Source organism: Nocardia cerradoensis NBRC 101014, from assembly GCF_000308535.1.
GTDB classification, from domain to species: Bacteria; Actinomycetota; Actinomycetes; order Mycobacteriales; family Mycobacteriaceae; genus Nocardia; species Nocardia cerradoensis.
In genome coordinates, this window is record NZ_BAFW01000082.1 from 1 (window position 1) to 17,006 (window position 17,006).

16 protein-coding genes are annotated in these 17,006 nt (G+C 69.4%); 11 read left to right on the forward strand and 5 right to left on the reverse strand.

Annotated features, from left to right (window positions below; translation table 11 throughout):
* Nucleotides 1-856: ATP-binding cassette domain-containing protein (locus ON23_RS09540; RefSeq protein WP_039777604.1), on the forward strand; the 856-nt coding region annotated here is incomplete at its 5' end.
* 60 nt (nucleotides 857-916) lie between these two features.
* Here ON23_RS09540 and ON23_RS09545 read toward each other — a convergent pair.
* Together ON23_RS09545 and ON23_RS09550 are read right to left on the reverse strand one after the other, a co-directional pair.
* Nucleotides 917-2,215, reverse strand: a complete 1,299-nt coding sequence (locus ON23_RS09545) for a hypothetical protein (RefSeq protein WP_039777606.1) — start codon at nucleotides 2,213-2,215, stop codon at nucleotides 917-919.
* Entirely contained in the window at nucleotides 2,215-2,436 is a 222-nt protein-coding gene (locus tag ON23_RS09550; RefSeq protein WP_039777607.1) for a hypothetical protein, read from the reverse strand. The genes ON23_RS09545 and ON23_RS09550 overlap by 1 nt, the downstream gene beginning before the upstream one ends.
* Before the next feature lie 209 nt (nucleotides 2,437-2,645).
* On the opposite strand from ON23_RS09550, the gene ON23_RS09555 reads away from it, so the two are divergent.
* The 3 genes from ON23_RS09555 (at nucleotide 2,646) to ON23_RS09565 (ending at nucleotide 5,206) form a co-directional block, all read left to right on the forward strand.
* Entirely contained in the window at nucleotides 2,646-3,614 is a 969-nt protein-coding gene (locus ON23_RS09555) for an NAD(P)H-dependent flavin oxidoreductase (RefSeq protein WP_039777609.1), read from the forward strand.
* A gap of 144 nt (nucleotides 3,615-3,758) precedes the next feature.
* Nucleotides 3,759-4,586 (forward strand): class I SAM-dependent methyltransferase, encoded by an 828-nt coding sequence (locus ON23_RS39185; protein ID WP_039777610.1) that lies wholly within the window; start codon nucleotides 3,759-3,761, stop codon nucleotides 4,584-4,586.
* A 5-nt stretch (nucleotides 4,587-4,591) separates the two neighbouring features.
* Nucleotides 4,592-5,206, forward strand: a complete 615-nt coding sequence (locus tag ON23_RS09565) for a TetR/AcrR family transcriptional regulator (protein ID WP_039777611.1) — start codon at nucleotides 4,592-4,594, stop codon at nucleotides 5,204-5,206.
* 237 nt (nucleotides 5,207-5,443) lie between these two features.
* On the opposite strand, the gene ON23_RS09570 is transcribed toward ON23_RS09565, so the two are convergent.
* Complete coding sequence (locus ON23_RS09570) at nucleotides 5,444-5,818, reverse strand: DUF1844 domain-containing protein (RefSeq protein ID WP_051042309.1); 375 nt, start codon at nucleotides 5,816-5,818, stop codon at nucleotides 5,444-5,446.
* 376 nt (nucleotides 5,819-6,194) lie between these two features.
* Between ON23_RS09570 and infC the strand changes: the two genes are divergently transcribed.
* The 4 genes from infC to ON23_RS09590 all read left to right on the forward strand — a co-directional run bounded on the left by infC (nucleotide 6,195) and on the right by ON23_RS09590 (nucleotide 8,504).
* A complete protein-coding gene (infC, locus tag ON23_RS09575; protein ID WP_036500642.1) occupies nucleotides 6,195-6,875 on the forward strand; it encodes a translation initiation factor IF-3 in 681 nt (226 codons plus the stop codon).
* A 66-nt stretch (nucleotides 6,876-6,941) separates the two neighbouring features.
* Nucleotides 6,942-7,136, forward strand: a complete 195-nt coding sequence (gene rpmI, locus ON23_RS09580) for a 50S ribosomal protein L35 (RefSeq protein WP_030518931.1) — start codon at nucleotides 6,942-6,944, stop codon at nucleotides 7,134-7,136.
* A 73-nt stretch (nucleotides 7,137-7,209) separates the two neighbouring features.
* Nucleotides 7,210-7,590: a 50S ribosomal protein L20 gene (gene rplT, locus ON23_RS09585; RefSeq protein WP_025348785.1), complete on the forward strand. Its 381-nt coding sequence runs from the start codon at nucleotides 7,210-7,212 to the stop codon at nucleotides 7,588-7,590.
* 71 nt (nucleotides 7,591-7,661) lie between these two features.
* Nucleotides 7,662-8,504 carry a TrmH family RNA methyltransferase gene (locus tag ON23_RS09590; RefSeq protein ID WP_039777616.1) on the forward strand — a complete coding sequence of 281 codons (843 nt, stop codon included), beginning with the start codon at nucleotides 7,662-7,664 and terminating at the stop codon, nucleotides 8,502-8,504.
* Nucleotides 8,505-8,643: 139 nt separating this feature from the next.
* On the opposite strand, the gene ON23_RS09595 is transcribed toward ON23_RS09590, so the two are convergent.
* Entirely contained in the window at nucleotides 8,644-11,058 is a 2,415-nt protein-coding gene (locus tag ON23_RS09595; RefSeq protein WP_083903809.1) for an MFS transporter, read from the reverse strand.
* Nucleotides 11,059-11,247: 189 nt separating this feature from the next.
* Nucleotides 11,248-11,820 carry a TetR/AcrR family transcriptional regulator gene (locus tag ON23_RS09600; protein ID WP_039777613.1) on the reverse strand — a complete coding sequence of 191 codons (573 nt, stop codon included), beginning with the start codon at nucleotides 11,818-11,820 and terminating at the stop codon, nucleotides 11,248-11,250.
* A 143-nt stretch (nucleotides 11,821-11,963) separates the two neighbouring features.
* Here ON23_RS09600 and ON23_RS09605 point away from each other — a divergent pair, with 143 nt between their 5' ends.
* The 3 genes from ON23_RS09605 to pheT form a co-directional block, all read left to right on the forward strand.
* Nucleotides 11,964-13,445 carry an MFS transporter gene (locus ON23_RS09605; protein ID WP_083903810.1) on the forward strand — a complete coding sequence of 494 codons (1,482 nt, stop codon included), beginning with the start codon at nucleotides 11,964-11,966 and terminating at the stop codon, nucleotides 13,443-13,445.
* 248 nt (nucleotides 13,446-13,693) lie between these two features.
* On the forward strand, nucleotides 13,694-14,767 hold the full coding sequence (gene pheS / locus ON23_RS09610; protein ID WP_039777614.1) for a phenylalanine--tRNA ligase subunit alpha: 1,074 nt from the start codon (nucleotides 13,694-13,696) through the stop codon (nucleotides 14,765-14,767).
* Nucleotides 14,768-14,821: 54 nt separating this feature from the next.
* On the forward strand, nucleotides 14,822-17,006 hold a 2,185-nt coding region (gene pheT, locus ON23_RS09615), incomplete at its 3' end, for a phenylalanine--tRNA ligase subunit beta (RefSeq protein ID WP_039777615.1).

Below are 17,006 nucleotides of genomic sequence, written 5' to 3' on the forward strand. Positions count from 1 at the left end.
GTCCCCGATCGGGCGCACCCCGCGTTCGAACCCGGCCACCTACACCGGCGTCTTCGACAAGATCCGCACCCTGTTCGCGGCGACCACCGAGGCGAAGGTGCGCGGTTATCAGCCGGGCCGGTTCTCCTTCAACGTCAAGGGCGGGCGGTGCGAGGCCTGTTCCGGTGACGGCACGTTGAAGATCGAGATGAACTTCCTGCCGGATGTGTACGTGCCCTGCGAGGTGTGCCACGGCGCCCGCTACAACCGGGAAACCCTCGAGGTGCACTACAAGGGCAAGACCATCGCCGAGGTACTCGACATGTCGATCGAGGAGGCGGCCGAATTCTTCGAGCCGGTGACCTCGATCCACCGCTACCTCAAGACACTGGTCGATGTCGGCCTGGGATATGTGCGGCTCGGCCAGAGCGCCCCGACCCTGTCCGGTGGTGAGGCACAGCGCGTGAAACTGGCCGCCGAACTGCAGAAGCGGTCGACCGGGCGCACCGTCTACATCCTCGACGAGCCGACCACCGGCCTGCACTTCGAGGACATCCGCAAACTGCTCGCGGTGATCAACGGACTGGTCGACAAGGGCAATACGGTGATCGTCATCGAACACAACCTGGACGTCATCAAGACCTCCGACTGGGTGATCGATATGGGTCCCGAGGGCGGCTCCGGCGGTGGCACCGTGATCGCGCAGGGCACCCCGGAAGATGTTGCGGCCGTTGCCGACAGCTACACCGGCCAGTTCCTGCGCGAGGTCCTCGAGAAGCCGGCCGCACCGAAGAAGACGACCAAGCCCAAGAAGGCGACGGCTGCCAAGGCGGCGGCGAAACCGGCCGGGCGCCGGAAGGCCGCTGCCGTAGGCTGAGCCGCGAGCATCGCGCGACGGACTCGCCGGACTTCCGGTGGGTCCGCCGCGGCTCGAGGTTCAGACGGCGTCCCAGCTGTCGGCGCCGCGGCGCCGGCCGAGCTGCCGGCGCCGGAAGAAGACCTCTTCCACCGAGACCGAACTGGCGGCCACGGCTCGGGCCACCGTGGTCAGCCGCGGGTCGTCGCCGCGTTCGTCCAGATGCCATTGCACACCCGCGCGGCGCTCCGGCGGCAGCATCGCCCAGCGGCTGCCGATCCGCTCCTGGACCGAATGATCGCCGGCGGCAACGATATCCAGCAGGACGGGCCAGAGATCGGCCTCGGTGGCGTGCGAGGGCAGCGCCGCGATCGTGGCGTCGGACTGCTGCGCGAGCATAGCGGCCAGCGCCGGCCGCATCGTGGGATCGAGCTGTGCCAGCAGGGCGAACAATCCGCGCCACGGCGGCGGATCGGAGCAGCCCTCCAGGCCCTGCAGCAGGGCGGCGGCCACCGCGGGATCGGTGAAGATCGGCAGTGCCGCCATCGCAGCCAGGGCGGCCGGACGCAGGGTGTCGAAGAAGACGGCCATATCGCGCACCGCCCGGCCGTGGATCGCGGTCGTCACCAGATTGCACAGCACGGCGGGCGTCCCGACGCCCAGCACGATATCGCCGACGTCCGCGACGACGTCGGCGTCGCAGCGCGCGAAGATCGACAACGCCGCCAGCCGCAATTCCGGCGACCCGTGCAGGACGGTCTGGATCATGCGCGGCATCCGGCGCGCCGGGCCGTTCAGCAACTGGCGCAGTACCGAGGTCAGGGCGCTGGTCGAGAACGCGAACGACGCCGAGAAGATCAGGCCTTCGTCGTCGGGCACGCCGCGCTCCACGGCCTCGATCAACCGTGGCGAGGCATAGCCGAGAAACGGCCCCGCGGTGATGTAGTCGCGCCGGCGCAGCACCTCGTTGACGATCTGCACGATCGGTTCCGGCGGCGCGATATCGGCCAGCTCGCCGACCGTGCGCGGATCCAGATACGGCGCGCAGTCGGCCGCGTAGCCGATGCCCAGCAGCGCGACGGTTTCGGCGGCCTTCTTCGGATGGTCGACGCCCACCGCGCCGGCCGCGCGCCCGGTCAGCGCCGGCGGCACCAGTTTCTGCACCAGCGGCATCGAGATGCCGAGCGGGATGATCGGCACCAATCTGCTGATCCGCCTGAAGGTTTCGGCATGCTGATCGAAGACGATCGCGGCCATCCGCTGCTGTAATTCGTGCAGATTCCGGGCGCCGAGCCGTTCCAGATACGCGAGTCGCTCCGGCGGTACGTGCAGGGTGCGGGCGAGCAGGATGAGCTGAGCGCGGGTAACCGGATCCGTCATCAGTCCAGCAGGTTCCCGAACATGATCTTCTTCGCCGGGGTGCGCAGCGGCCGCGGCAGGGCGCTGATCATCGCGTCCACCGACTGCGACAGCGCCCGCGCCTCCTCCTGACGCGCCTGCGTGAACAGCAGCAACAGGTCGGCGCACTCGTGATCGGTCAGTAGATCCGTGGCGGCGGTCGGGCCGCCGAGTTCGTGGTCCAGATCTCTTCTGGCGGTCATGCTGCACCCCGGTATCGTCACGTCTTCCGCTGGAACGTACCCATGAAGACATTCGGCGAATCATAGAAGGCGGCTACCGAGCGCCGAAGGCGAAAATGCCCGCGTTGGGGCAAGTCACCGCGAGAAGGCGGTGGTACTCGAGCGCGATAACGACCAACCGGTCCGCACGCCGCCGCCCGTCCGCCGCACACGCCTGCGACGATCGGTCTATGGCGATCCCGACTGCATTCACCGATATTCTCTCCGTCCGCCACCCGATCGTGTCCGCGCCGATGGGTGGGGAAGCGGGCGGGGCGCTGGCCGCCGCGGTGTCCGAGGGTGGCGGCCTGGGGCTCGTCGGTGGCGGTCGCGGGGATCGGGAGTGGGTCGAGCGCGAACTGCGGCTGGTGCGCGAGAACACCACCGCGCCATGGGGAGTCGGCTTCCTGAGCTGGGCGATCGACCGGACCGTCCTGGACCACGCGCTGTCGTTCGATCCTGCGGCGGTCCTGTTGTCCTTCGGCGATCCGCTGCCGCTGGCCGCGACCGTCCGGGACGCGGGTGCGGTGTTGATCGTCCAGGTCACCGATGCCGACGAGGCGCGCCGGGCGCTGGACGCGGGCGCGGATGTGCTGGTGGCGCAGGGCAGCGACGCCGGCGGGCACTGCGCCGCCCAGGGCATCGGAACCCTCTCGTTCGTGCCGACGGTCGTCGATCTGGCGGGTGCGGTGCCGGTGCTCGCCGCCGGCGGCATCGCCGACGGTCGCGCGATCGCGGCCGCCTTGGCGCTCGGCGCGGCCGGGGCGATGGTGGGTACCCGCTTCCAGGCGACCCACGAGGCCCTGGTGCCCGCCGATTTGGGCAAGGCCCTGGTGGATGCCACCGGCGGCGATACCGAGGTCAACTGGACTCTCGACATCGCCCGCGGCGCGCCGTGGCCGGAGAAGTATCCCGCCCGCACGTTGCGCAACACCTTCATCGACCGGTGGCGAGGCCGCGACGACGAACTGCGCACCGACGAGGCAGCCCTGCGCGAATACCGTGACGCCGCCGCCCGCAACGACCTCACCGCCGTGCCGGTGTGGGCGGGCCAAGCCGTCGACCGGATCACCTCGATCGCTTCGGCCACCGAACTGGTGGGCGTTCTCGCAGAAGAGACAGAAGCGGCTCTGCGTCGAATCGCAGTGCGCGACAACTGATCCGAGCCAACGCGGGTCCCCGTCGAACGGTGTGCCGCCGGCGAGGCTCGCCCGGCCCGGACACCCTTGACGCCCGACAACGCATCGACCATTATGAACAGACGTTCATGAACGCTTGTTCATAACAATGACGAGGAGATCGTGATGACCCACATCGTCAACACCGCGCAGTCCGAGGCGTGGAACGGATACGAGGGTGAACACTGGGCCGACCATGCCGACCGCTACGACGCGGTGAACTCGGGCATCAACGAGCCGTTGCTGGCCGCGGCGAAAATCGCGCCGGGGGATCGCGTCCTCGACATCGGTTGCGGCAACGGCCAATTGACGCGGGCGGCGGCGCGCAGGGCGGCCTCGGCGACCGGGGTCGACCTCTCCGGGCCGATGCTCGCGCGGGCACGCCTGCTCGCCGAAGCCGAAGGCGTGCACAATGTCTCGTTCGAGCAGGGCGACGCGCAGGTGTTCGGCTTCGCACCGGGCTCCTACGATGTGGCGACGAGCCGGTTCGGCATCATGTTCTTCGCCGATCCGGTGGCGGCGTTCACCAACATCTCCCGTGCGCTGGGGCCCGGCGGGCGGCTCGCGGTGGCGGTTCCGGCCATGGCGGACTCCGAGATCGCCGGCGTCTTCGCCGCCGCCGCGGCGCATCTGCCCGGTTTCGAGGTGGGACACGGCTTCAGTGCCTTCGCCGATGCCGCGGCCACCGCCGACCTGCTCGGCGCGGCCGGATTCGCCGATGTCGGAAACGAACTCGTCGTCACCGACAGCGTCTGGGGCGCGGATGTCGACGATGCCACCGAATTCGTCGTCGGCTGGGGGCCCGTGCGATATCACCGGCTGCGCAACGATTTCGGCACCGACGCCGAGGTCCGCGCAGCCGTCGCCGCCGCGCTCGCGCCGTTCGCCGGTGACGGCCCGGTCCGGTTGCGCGCGGCCTCCCGGCTCGTCACCGCCACCGTCGCACTACCGTAGGTCCCATGTCACCCCGACGGGCGGCGGCACTACACGACCGCGACGACCACGACCTGCGTGCGCATCTGATCGCCACGGCCGAGAAGTTGTTCGCCGAGCGGGGCGCCGCCGGGCTCACCGTGCGCGCCATCGCCCGGGCCGCCGGGGTGTCCGACGGGGTGCTCTACAACCATTTCGACGACAAGGAAGAACTGCTCGCCGCGGCGCTGCGGGCCCATGTCGAATCGGTGGATCGGAGCTTCCCGCCGCTACCCGTCGCGGGCAGCGGCGAACTCGCGGAGAATCTGGCGGTGTGCCTGCGCCAGGGGCTGGCCCTGCATCAGGCGGTATTACCGGTGTTCGCGGGCCTCGTCACCCAGCCCGCGGTCCTGGCCAGATTCGCCGAAACGGAAGGCCGGCAACGGATGTGGCGCGAACAGCTGGTCGAGTATCTGCGCGCCGAACGTGAACTGGGCCGAGTCGCGGCCGATGCGGACGTCGACGCGGCCGCCGCCGTCCTGATCGGCATCTGCCACGACGCGGTGCTGTCGTCGTTGCTGTCGGGAACGCCGCGCCCGTTCGTGCCACCCCCGGTCGAGGCCGTCGTCGCCACCCTGTTGTCGGGAATCGCCGCGCGGTGAATGCGCGACGCACATGTGCCGCCGGCAGGCCGAAGGAAGCACCGCTGAGCGCGTCCGGCGGCCGTCCGTCGTCGCGCCGGCCGGGCCATTCTCGCGCCCGGCCATAGCGCAGCGGATCTCCGTGCCCGCCGCATACGACTTCGGCGACCCATGGCGTCGAGGGACTGCGCGGAGTGCGGCTGCGATCAGCGCGGCCAGGCCGCCAGCGGAGCTTGCCGCGCCGGACAGGGCCTCAGCTCAGTAGACCGGCCCGGTGTACTTCTCGCCCGGTCCCGCGCCCGGCGCATCCGGATGCGCCGACGACTCCCGGAACGCGCGCTGCAGCGACTGCAGACCCTCGCGGATGGGTCCGGCGTGCGGGCCCAGATATTCGACCGAGGCCGTCACCAGACCGGCGAGTGCCGTGATCACGCGGCGGGCCTCGTCCAGATCGCGGCGAGGGCTGGAGTCGGGATCCTCGTCGGCGAGGCCGAGCTTCTCGGCGGCCGAGCTCATCAGCATCACCGCGGCCCGGCTGATCACCTCGACGGCGGGGATGTCGGCCAGCTCCCGCACCGTTTCCTGATCGGCGGACTCACTCAGGGCCGACGGGTCGCCGGCATGCTCGCTCATATCCGTAGCATGTCATCGAGTTCGCGTCGACGGGTTGCGGGGGCGGCCGATTGGGAGTAGGGGCGCCCACGGTGTTAAAGTGGTCGGCGACGACCGCCCCGGTCCTGTGCTGGAACCGATCCAGTGCACCGGTTCGGGGCTGTAAGTGGAGCCCGACTCCCACCATCGGCCGGCCTGCGTGCCAGGTTCGATGGTCCGGTCACCCGCCGTATGCGGCGGGTTCTCGCTCGGATCCGTCCGTGGCGAGGTCGAGGTGGCAGTCCTGTTGGTGGACGCCCGCGGCGACCGGTCGACATTCGGGCCCCGTGGCGGTGAAATACCGCAACGGGGCTTTCGTGTTGGGTATGGGGTTGCAGTTGTTGCTCGCGGTCGTTGGATGACACCGCTTGACCTAGGAGGCCCCATCAGCACTGAGACCCGCATCAACGATCGCATCCGCGTGCCCGAGGTCCGACTCATCGGACCGGGGGGTGAGCAGGTGGGGATCGTGCGTGTTGAAGATGCACTACGCGTCGCCCAAGAGGCTGACCTCGACCTCGTCGAGGTCGCACCGGACGCGCGTCCACCGGTCTGCAAGATCATGGACTACGGCAAGTTCAAGTACGAGACCGCGCAGAAGGCGCGCGAGTCCCGCAAGAACCAGCAGCAGACCGTGATCAAGGAGCAGAAGCTCCGTCCGAAGATCGATGACCACGACTACGCGACCAAGCGGGGACACGTGATGCGGTTCCTCGAGGCCGGGTCCAAGGTCAAGGTCACCATCATGTTCCGTGGTCGCGAGCAGTCGCGTCCCGAACTCGGTTTCCGGCTGCTGCAGCGGCTGGCCTCCGATGTCGCCGACCTCGGCTTCGTGGAGACCTCCGCCAAGCAGGACGGCCGGAACATGACGATGGTCCTCGCACCTCACAAGGGCGCGAAGACCCGGGTGAAGGCGCAGACCGCCGCGCAGCAGACCGCGCAGCGTGGTTCGGCGCCGGGCAGTTCCGCGCCCGCTGGGGGCGACGCTGCGGCCGGTTCGGCGCCCGCGCCGGAAGCCGAAGCGGCCAGCCCGCAGTAAACCGATACAGCACCGGCGGTATCGCACGACGCGATGCCGCCGGAACGAGACAAGATTGAGGAATCCATGCCGAAGATGAAGAGCCACAGCGGCACCTCGAAGCGATTCAAGGTGTCCGGTCGCGGCAAGCTGCTGCGCCAGCAGGCGAACCGTCGCCACCTGCTCGAGCACAAGTCCAGCCGCCGGACTCGTCGTCTGGACGGCACGGAGGTCGTCGCGCCCGCTGACGTCCGTCGCGTGAAGAAGCTGCTCGGTATCTGAGCGCGCTCGCGCACCGTTCCCTCTCCCAACCTGTGGGCGCCGCCGCGCCCCTCGATCGAACAAGGACTGACCAGTGGCACGCGTCAAAAGGGCCGTCAACGCTCAGAAGAAGCGCCGTTCCGTGCTCGAGGCCTCCAAGGGCTACCGCGGGCAGCGCTCGCGGCTGTACCGCAAGGCCAAGGAACAGCAGCTGCACTCGCTCACCTACGCCTACCGGGACCGCCGGGCGCGCAAGGGTGACTTCCGCAAGCTGTGGATCGCGCGCATCAACGCCGCGGCTCGGCTCAACGACATCACCTACAACCGCTTCATCCAGGGCCTGAAGGCCGCGGGTGTCGAGGTCGACCGCAAGATCCTCGCCGAGCTCGCCGTCTCCGACGCCGAGGCGTTCGCCGGCCTGGTGGCGGTGGCCAAGGCCGCCCTGCCGGAGGATGTCAACGCCCCGGCCGCCTGAGCTGGGACCAGTTGACCAACACGTCGAAACGACCCGCGGAGCGCGGCTCCGACGACCGGACGAATCCGGAACTGTCGGAACGCAATCCGCGGGTCGTTTCCGCTGTCAAACTGCACCGCTCCGCCTCGCGTCGCAAAACCGGCCTGTTTCTGGCCGAGGGCGCCAATTCCGTGGCCGCGGCCCTCGATACCGAGCGGGTCGAGGAGCTGTTCTACTCGAGTCGCGCCGCCGAACGCGAACACGAACTGGTGGCCACGGCCGCCGCGCTCGGAGTCCGCACCAGCCTGGTGAGTGAGCGGGCCGCCGAACATCTGGGCGAGACCGTCACGCCGCCGGGTTTGGTCGCGGTGTGCCGGCTCGTGGATGTGCCGCTGGGGCAGGTGCTTTCGGGCACCGCGTCGGCACGTGACGCGGTGGAAGGTGCAGCGGCCTCGGCTCGCATGCTGGCGGTGCCGGTCGAGATGTCCGATCCGGGCAATGCGGGAACTCTGATTCGCGTGGCCGATGCCGTCGGTGCGAACGGTGTCGTGCTGGCTGGGGATTCGGTGGATCCGCACAACGGCAAATGTGTGCGCGCCTGCGCGGGCAGCCTGTTCCACGTCCCGATCGCGCGCGACCGCGATATCGACGCGGTGCTGACGACCCTGCGCGACAACGGCATCACCGTCCTGGCCACCACCGCGCGCGGCGAGGTCGACCTCGACGATGCCGAGGAGCTGCTTCGCACCGCGGGCGAATCCGGCGGCACCGCATGGCTTTTCGGCAACGAGGCGCACGGGCTGGACCCGGCCGTCGCCGCCCGCGCGGACCATCGCATCCGCATCCCCATCCACGGCCGCGCGGAAAGCCTGAACCTGGCCGCCGCCGCCGCGATCTGCCTCTACGCCGACGCTCGGGTACGCCACCGCCCATAGCACCCGCTCAGCTCCAGCGCGACAGCCACGGTGCCCGGTCCGTCACGCAGACCGTGCCGGACAGCTACGACGTGTCGGCGGGTGCCGAATACGACTGTGGGCGCCGGATATTCGTATCCGGCGCCCACACTTTTCTCGATCAGTCGCGCGGGTGCGCCAACTCGATCACGTGGTCGTCACCGGTGCCCGCGGCCAGTGTCAGCGTGGAGGTGGTCGCCGGGTAACCGGCCGCCACCACCGTGTAGTCGCCGACCGCCAGATTGGCGAACAGGTAACTGCCGTCCGCGTCGGTGGTGGTGCTGTCGATCACCGCACCTCCCGCATCGACGAGGGTCACCCGGGCATCGCGCACCGGACCGTGGGCGCCGTGTACGACACCCCGCAGCTGGGCGCCGCGCGAGAGCACCACGTCGAGCTGGGTGATGCCCTGGCCCGCGACCTCCGCCGGCAGCGCGACCGGCTGGAACGTGGCGGCGTTGACGGCGACGGTCACCGATCCGGGAACCAGTTCGGTCAGCGCGTAGTCGCCCTCGGGACCGGACGCGCCCGCCGCCAGCACATCGCCGCGGCTGTCGGTGACGATCACCAGCGCATCGGGCACCGGGGTGCCGTCGTCGGCCGCTCGCACGGTGCCGGCCAATCCGCTCATACCGCTCAGGCGCACATCGTGTTCCAGCGGTCGGGCGCCCACGGTGATCGGCGTGGCCTGCGGCTGGAAGCCGTCGGCGGAGGCGATCAGCACATAGGAACCGGGCTCCGGTGCGTCGAGCGCGTAGTGCCCGTCGCCGCGGGCGATGGCGCGGCCGATCTGGCGGCCGGTGGGAGAGATCAGGGTGAGCGCGGTGCGCGTCACCGGCGAGCCGTCACCGGCCTGGACGCGGCCGTGGATCGTGATTCCGGTGCTCACGAACTCCTCCGGCACCAGGCCCGAGGCGTCCTCGGCCATGACCTGGGCCGAGAGCACCGGCTCCGGCCCCGACTCGGCGGCCTGAGCCAGCGCGCCACTGGTCCGCAGCGCGACCTCCTTGATGAACAGGGTCAGCAGGAAGGCGACGAGCGCGATGGGTGCCGCGATGAGGAACACATCGGCGATGCCGTGACCGTAGCCGTCCTCGACGACCGTGCGAACCGGGCTGGGCAGTGCGGCGAGATCCGGGATCCGGCTGCCGCCGCCCATGGCTCCGGCCGCGGCCGGGTTCAGGTGGCTCAGCCCGTCGCTGATGTAGTCCTTCACCCGCTCGGCCATCACCGCGCCGAGCGCCGAGACGCCGATCGCACCGCCGAGGCTGCGGAAGAACGTGACCAGTGAGCTGGCCGCGCCCAGTTCGTGCGGCGCCACCTGGTTCTGGGTGCACAGCACCAGGTTCTGCATCGTCATACCGATGCCCAGGCCCATCATCGCCATGTAGATCGCCACCAGCCAGTAGTTGGTGTCGTAGCGTATGGTGCCGAGCAGGCCCAGGCCCGCGGTCACCAGGAAGCCGCCGGTGACCAGCCACGCCTTCCACCGGCCGGTGCGGGTGATGATCTGGCCCGACACGGTGGAGGAGATGAACAGGCCGCCGATCATCGGGATGGTCATGATGCCCGACATCGTGGGCGATTCGCCGCGCGCCAGCTGGAAGTACTGGCTGAAGAACACCGTGCCCGCGAACATCGCGACGCCGATGAACAGCGAGGCGGCCGAGGCGAGGCTGATGGTGCGGTTGGCGAACAGGTGCATCGGCACGATCGGCTCGGCGGCCCGCAGTTCGGCGAAGACGAACAGCACGGCCAGTGCGACGGCGCCGAGCACCATCACCAGGGTCTGCCAGGAGGCCCATGCGTACTTGTCGCCGGCGAAGGTGACCCACACCAGCAGCAGGCACACCGCCGCGGTCACCAGGAACGCGCCCAGCCAGTCGACCTTCACCTCGCGCCGGGTGACGGGCAGACGCAGCGTGCGCTGCAGCACGATCAGCGCGACCACCGCGAACGGCACACCGACGTAGAAGCACCAGCGCCAGCCCAGCCAGCTGGTGTCGGTGATGACACCGCCGAGCAGCGGGCCGCCGACGGTCGCCACCGCGAACACCGCGCCCAGATAGCCGCTGTAGCGGCCGCGTTCGCGCGGCGAGATCATCGCGGCCATCACGATCTGGGCCAGGGCGGACAGACCGCCCGCGCCGATGCCCTGCACCGCGCGGCAGGCGATCAGCATGCCCGGATTCTGCGACAGGCCCGCGACCACCGAACCGGCCACGTAGATCAGCAGGGCGATCTGGACGAGCGCCTTCTTGCTGAACAGGTCGGCGAGTTTGCCCCACAGCGGGGTGGTGGCCGTCATCGCGAGCAGGGAGGCGGTGACGACCCAGGTGTAGGCGGACTGTCCACCGCCCAGCGTGCCGATGATCTTCGGCAGCGCGTTGGTCACGATCGTGGAGGAGATGATCGCGACGAACATGCCCAGCAGCAGACCGGACAGGGCCTCCATGATCTGCCGGTGCGTCATCGCCGCCGCTTCACCCGTGTCGGGGGATCTGCGCGCGGCGTCGTTCGCAGAGGTGGTTGCCATCGTTCTCTTTCCGGAAGCGGTCGATGCGGCGGTCGGCCGGTTGGGCCGATGTCGCCGCAGCAAGAGGTGTTCGGGGGATATCAAACAAGTTGATTAACGAAAGTAACTATAATCCTGTGAGAACGCTGCGCAAAGGCCGAAAGGGCGGTGTGCTCGATCACATCGGCGCGGAAGGGGCGAAATGCCTGGTCAGTCGTCCTGGAGGCAGGCGTTGATTTCCTCGGCCCAGCGGGTCGGCACCGCGTCGGGCCCGATCACCTGCATGGCCGTCATCACCGTGATGAGCATGCCGGTGGCCATGAATCGGCGGGCATCGTCGGCGTCGGCACCGGCGAGTTCGCGAACCAGATCGTAGATGCGGCCGAAACGCTCGCGGACGTTGTCGCCGATCGCCGGATCGGCGCTGGCGGAGAAGCCGTGCAACAAGAGGAGCGGCAATTCCCGTTCGGCGAGAAAGGTCTCGTATCCCTTGCCGAGCGCCTGCAAGGCTTCCTGGGCGGTCGCGTTCGCCGGGGCGTCGGAGCGCGCCGCGCGGAAGACCTCTTCGATCCGCCCGCAGGCCTGGTTGACCGCGGCGACGAACAGTCGCTCCTTGGTGCCGAACAGCCGGATCACGTAGGGCTGCGATACTCCGGCGAGCCGGGCGATCTCATCGGTTTTCGTTGCGGCGTAACCGGTTTCGGCGAACGCGGTGACCGCGGCGGCCAGCACCTGCTCGCTGCGCTCGGCTGCGGTCAGGCGCGTGCGGGTCGATTCCGCCATGGTCCTCCTTACGTCGTCCGACGGTCACGGTAGTCGTGGTGCGGGTGGGGAGGGAGCCCGCACCGTTACCTGTTGACATGTTATCAGCGGATGCATACTCTTTCGACATCAAGTTATCAGTCGATAACAACAAAGGATCTGCGATGACCTCCACCCTCGAAACCACCCCCCGGGCCGGCACCTCCGGCCCCCTCCGCCGACCGTTGGGCGCTGTCCTGGCCGCCGTCGGCATCCCGATGTTCATGGTCGCGCTGGACAACCTGGTCGTCACGAACGCGCTGCCGGTGATCCGCACCGAACTGAACGCCTCGCTGAGCGACCTGCAATGGTTCGTCAACGCGTACACCCTGTCCTTCGCGTCGTTGCTGCTCACCGCCTCCGCGCTCGGCGACCGCTTCGGTCGCCGCCGGATATTCCTCGCGGGCATCGCACTGTTCACCGCCGCGTCGGCGGCCTGCGCCCTGGCGACCGAGCCGTGGATGCTGGTGGCCGCGCGCGCGATCCAGGGATTCGGCGGCGCGGCGGTCATGCCGCTGTCGTTGACGCTGCTGTCCGACGCGGTGCCGGAGAAGATGCGCAGTGCCGCGATCGGCATCTGGGGCGGCATCTCCGGACTGGGCATCGCGGTAGGGCCGGTGGTCGGCGGTGCTGTCGTCGGTGGCCTGAGCTGGCAGTGGATCTTCTGGCTGAACGTGCCGATCGGCATCGCGGTGCTGCCCTTCGCGGCCCGGGTGCTCGGTGAATCCTTCGGCGGCGCACGGCGTTTCGATCCGCTCGGACTGGTGTTGTCGGCGGGCGGAGTGCTGGCGATCGTGTGGGCGGTCGTGCACGGGGCCGACGACGGCTGGACCTCCGCGCCGGTGCTGAGCGGACTGCTCGGCGGGGCCGCGCTGCTGGCCGTCTTCATCGCCTGGGAGCGGCGAACCCCCGCCCCGATGCTGCCGCTGCGACTGTTCCGGTCGCGTGCCTTCCGCGTCAGCAACATCACCAGCTTCACCTTCGCGGTCGGTGTTTTCGGTGCGATCTTCCTGATCTCGCAGTACTTCCAGGTCGTGCGCGGCTACAGCCCCTTCGAATCCGGTCTGCGCACCCTTCCCTGGACCGCCGCGCCCATGGTCGTGGCCCCGCTGGCGGGCCTGCTCGTCGGACGGATCGGCGCACGCACCATGCTGGTGGCCGGGCAGGTGATGCTCGCCGCGGCGCTGGCCTGGATGGCGACGGTGAGTACGGTCGACGCCGGCTACGACTCGTTCATCGGCGCCATGGTGCTCGGCGGCGTCGGCATGGGCCTGACCTTCGCGCCCAGCGCGACCGTCGTCATGGCGAGTGCCGCCGCCGAGGATCGCGCCATGGCCTCGGGCACGAACAACACCATCCGCGAAGTGGGCGTCGCGATCGGTGTCGCGATTCTGGCCTCGATCTTCGCCTCCCACGGGTCGTATGTGAGTCCGCAGGGATTCGTCGACGGGCTGGTTCCGGCCGTGTGGACCGGCGCGGTGATCGTGGCGGTCGGGGCCGTGATCGTCGCGCTGCGGCTGCCGCGCCACATCGTCGCGATCGAGGCGCCGGCCGGTGCGCCGGACCCGGGCCACGACGACGCTGTGACCGCATCGGCCCACGCGTGACATCGGGTCCGGCGCGCGGTCGGTGCCCGGGCCGGGAGGCCCGGGCACCGATTGCCGGTGTTCGGGCCGATGCCGCGGAACGCCCGAACGCCGGAAATATCCGTGTGAGGCGGCCTGCCGACATCGCCTACGATTCGACCAGCGACAATAGTTGGCATCGCGGAGTCGTGTATCGCATGTGCCGATACCGATGCGCGCGAGCAGGTAACCGCACGGACCCGACCAGCCCAGGGGAGAGACGAACCATCGTGGCCGACGAGAAGGATGCAGCCGAGCAGTCAGCGACGCCGGCGGAGGCGCTCAGCGAAGAGGCTCTCTCCGCTGCGGCCGCCGCCGCGGAGAAGGCGTTCGCGGCCGCGGCCGACCTGGATGCGCTCGCCACCGCCAAGACCGAGCATATGGGCGGCAAGTCGCCGATCGCGCTGGCTCAGCGGGCGATGGGCGGACTGCCCAAACAGGACAAGGCCGATGCAGGTAAGCGCGTGAACGTGGCCCGTGGCCGCGTGTCGGACGCCTTCGAGGCCCGCCGCGCCCAGCTGCTCGCCGAACGCGACGCCGCCGTCCTGGTCGCCGAGGCGATCGACGTGACACTGCCGGCCCGGCGGGGTCCGATCGGCGCGCGTCATCCGATCACGGTGATCTCCGAGCAGATCGAGGACGTCTTCGTCGGCATGGGCTGGGAGGTCGCCGAGGGCCCCGAGGTGGAGACCGAGCACTTCAACTTCGACGCGCTGAACTTCCTGCCCGACCACCCGGCCCGCACCATGCAGGACACCTTCCACGTCGCGCCGGAAGGCTCCCGCCAGGTTCTGCGGACCCACACCTCTCCGGTGCAGGTGCGCTCGATGCTGTCGCGCGAGCTGCCGATCTACGTGGTCTGCCCGGGCCGGACCTTCCGCACCGACGAACTCGACGCCACCCATACCCCGGTCTTCTCCCAGGTCGAGGGTCTGGCCGTGGACAAGGGCCTGACCATGGCCCATCTGCGTGGCACGCTGGACGCCTTCGCGCGGGCGCTGTTCGGACCTGATACGCGAACCCGCATGCGCCCCAACTACTTCCCGTTCACCGAGCCCTCCGCCGAGGTCGACGTGTGGTTCCCGGACAAGAAGGGCGGCGCCGGCTGGGTCGAATGGGGCGGCTGCGGCATGGTCAATCCGAAGGTGCTGATCGCCAGCGGGATCGATCCCGAGGTCTACAGCGGATTCGCCTTCGGTATGGGACTCGAACGCACCCTGCAGTTCCGCAACGGCATTCCGGATATGCGTGACATCGTCGAGGGCGATGTGCGCTTCACGCTGCCGTTCGGCATCCGCGCCTGAGTCCGGCCCACACCCACCACCCGAGAACCTTCATACGAGGAAGCGAAACGTCACGTGCGAGTAGCGCAGTCCTGGCTGACGGAAACCCTGCAGCGGACCAACCCCGGCTGGTCGCTGACCCCCGAGGAGCTCGACGCCGGCTTCGTCCGCGTGGGCCTCGAGGTCGAGGAACTCGACACCCTGCGGCCGGTCACCGGCGATATCGAGCATCCGCTGGTGGTCGGCCGGGTCGCCGAGATCACCGAGCTGACCGAGTTCAAGAAGCCGATCCGGTTCTGCAAGGTCGATATCGGCAAGCCGGAACTGCAGGAGATCGTCTGCGGCGCGCGCAATTTCGCGGTCGATGACCTCGTGGTCGTGGTGCTGCCGGGCGGTGTGCTGCCGGGTGGATTCGCCATCAGCTCGCGCAAGACCTACGGCCACGTCTCCAACGGCATGATCTGCTCGGTCGCCGAACTCGGTATCGGCAAGGATCATTCGGGCATTCTGGTGCTGGAGCCGGGCACCGCCGAACCGGGCGCCGACGCCAACGAACTGCTGGGCCTCGACGACACGGTGATCGAGCTCAACATCACCCCGGACCGGGGTTATTGTTTCTCGGTGCGCGGCCTGGCCCGCGAACTCGCCTGCGGTTTCGACCTCGACTACGCCGATCCCGCGGTGCGCACGCTGCCCGACGACGAGGCCGACGCGTATCCGGTGACGGTCGAACCGGAATCCGGCTGCACCCGGTTCGCGGTGCGCAGGGTCACCGGGGTCGACCCGAACGCGGTGAGTCCGTGGTGGTTGCAGCGCCGGCTGCTGCTGGCCGGGGTCCGCCCGATCTCGCCCGCCGTCGATGTCACCAACTACGTGATGCTCGAACTGGGGCAGCCGCTGCACGCCTTCGACGCCGCGAAAGTGAATGGGCCGCTGGTGATCCGGCGCGCGCACACCGGTGAGACGCTGCGCACCCTCGACGAGGCCGAGCGCACACTCGACGCCGAAGACGTTGTGATCACCGATGATTCGGGTGTGATCTCGCTGGCCGGCATCATGGGCGGCGCGAGCACCGAGGTCGGCGACGACACCACCGACATCCTGCTGGAGGCCGCGACCTGGAATCCGCTGGCGGTCTACCGCACCGCGCGCCGGCACAAGCTGGTCTCGGAGGCGGGTAAACGCTACGAGCGCGTGGTCGATCCGGAGATCAACGTCGCCGCCCTGGACCGCGCCGCCTCCCTGCTGGCCGAAATTGCCGGTGGCACAGTCGAATCCGCGCTGACCGACGTGCGGCTCCCGGTGCCCGCCACCGAACCGATCCGGATGGACATCGATCTGGCCGACCGCACCGCCGGCGTCGTCTATCCCACCGGTACCTCGGCGCGCCGGCTCGCGCAGATCGGCTGCTCCGTCGAGGTGAGCGTCAGCGAGACCGGCCACGGTCAGCTGGTCGTGACCCCACCGAGCTGGCGGCCCGATCTCACCCAGCCCGCCGATCTGGTGGAGGAGGTGCTGCGGCTCGAGGGTCTGGAGCAGATTCCCTCGGTGCTGCCGAAGGCTCCGGCCGGGCGCGGCCTCACCGCCGTGCAGCGCCGTCGCCGGGCCGTCAGCCGTGCGCTCGCCTTCTCCGGCTGCGTGGAGGTGCCGGCGCCGATCTTCATGACCGCCGGGGTCTTCGACACCTGGGGTCTGGACGCCGACGATCCGCGCCGCAACACCATGCGCGTGCTGAACCCGCTCGACGTGGAGAAGGCGGAACTGGCGACCACGCTGTTGCCCGCCCTGCTCGAGGTGGCCGCCCGCAACATCTCCCGGGGTGAGCGCGATCTGTCGATCTACGGCATCGCCGAGGTCGTCCTGCCCGGTCCGGACACCCACGCGGTGGCCGAACTGCCGGTCGACCGCCGTCCCACCGACGAGCAGATCCGCGAGCTCATCGAGTCACTGCCCGCCCAGCCCGTGCACGTCGCCGCGGTCCTGACCGGTCGGCGCGAACCGCGTGGCCCGTGGGGACCCGGCCGGGTCGCCGAGGCGGCCGACGCGTTCGCCCTCGCCGATGCCGTCGCCGATGCCGCCGGCGTCACCATCGAACGCCGCCCCGCCGCCTACCTGCCGTTCCACCCGGGCCGCTGCGCGGAACTGCTGGTCGACGGCACGGTGGTGGGCCACGCCGGCGAACTGCATCCGGCTGTGCTCGAGCGCAGCGGGCTGCCGCCGCGCACCTGCGCGCTGGAACTGGATCTGGACGCGCTGCCGC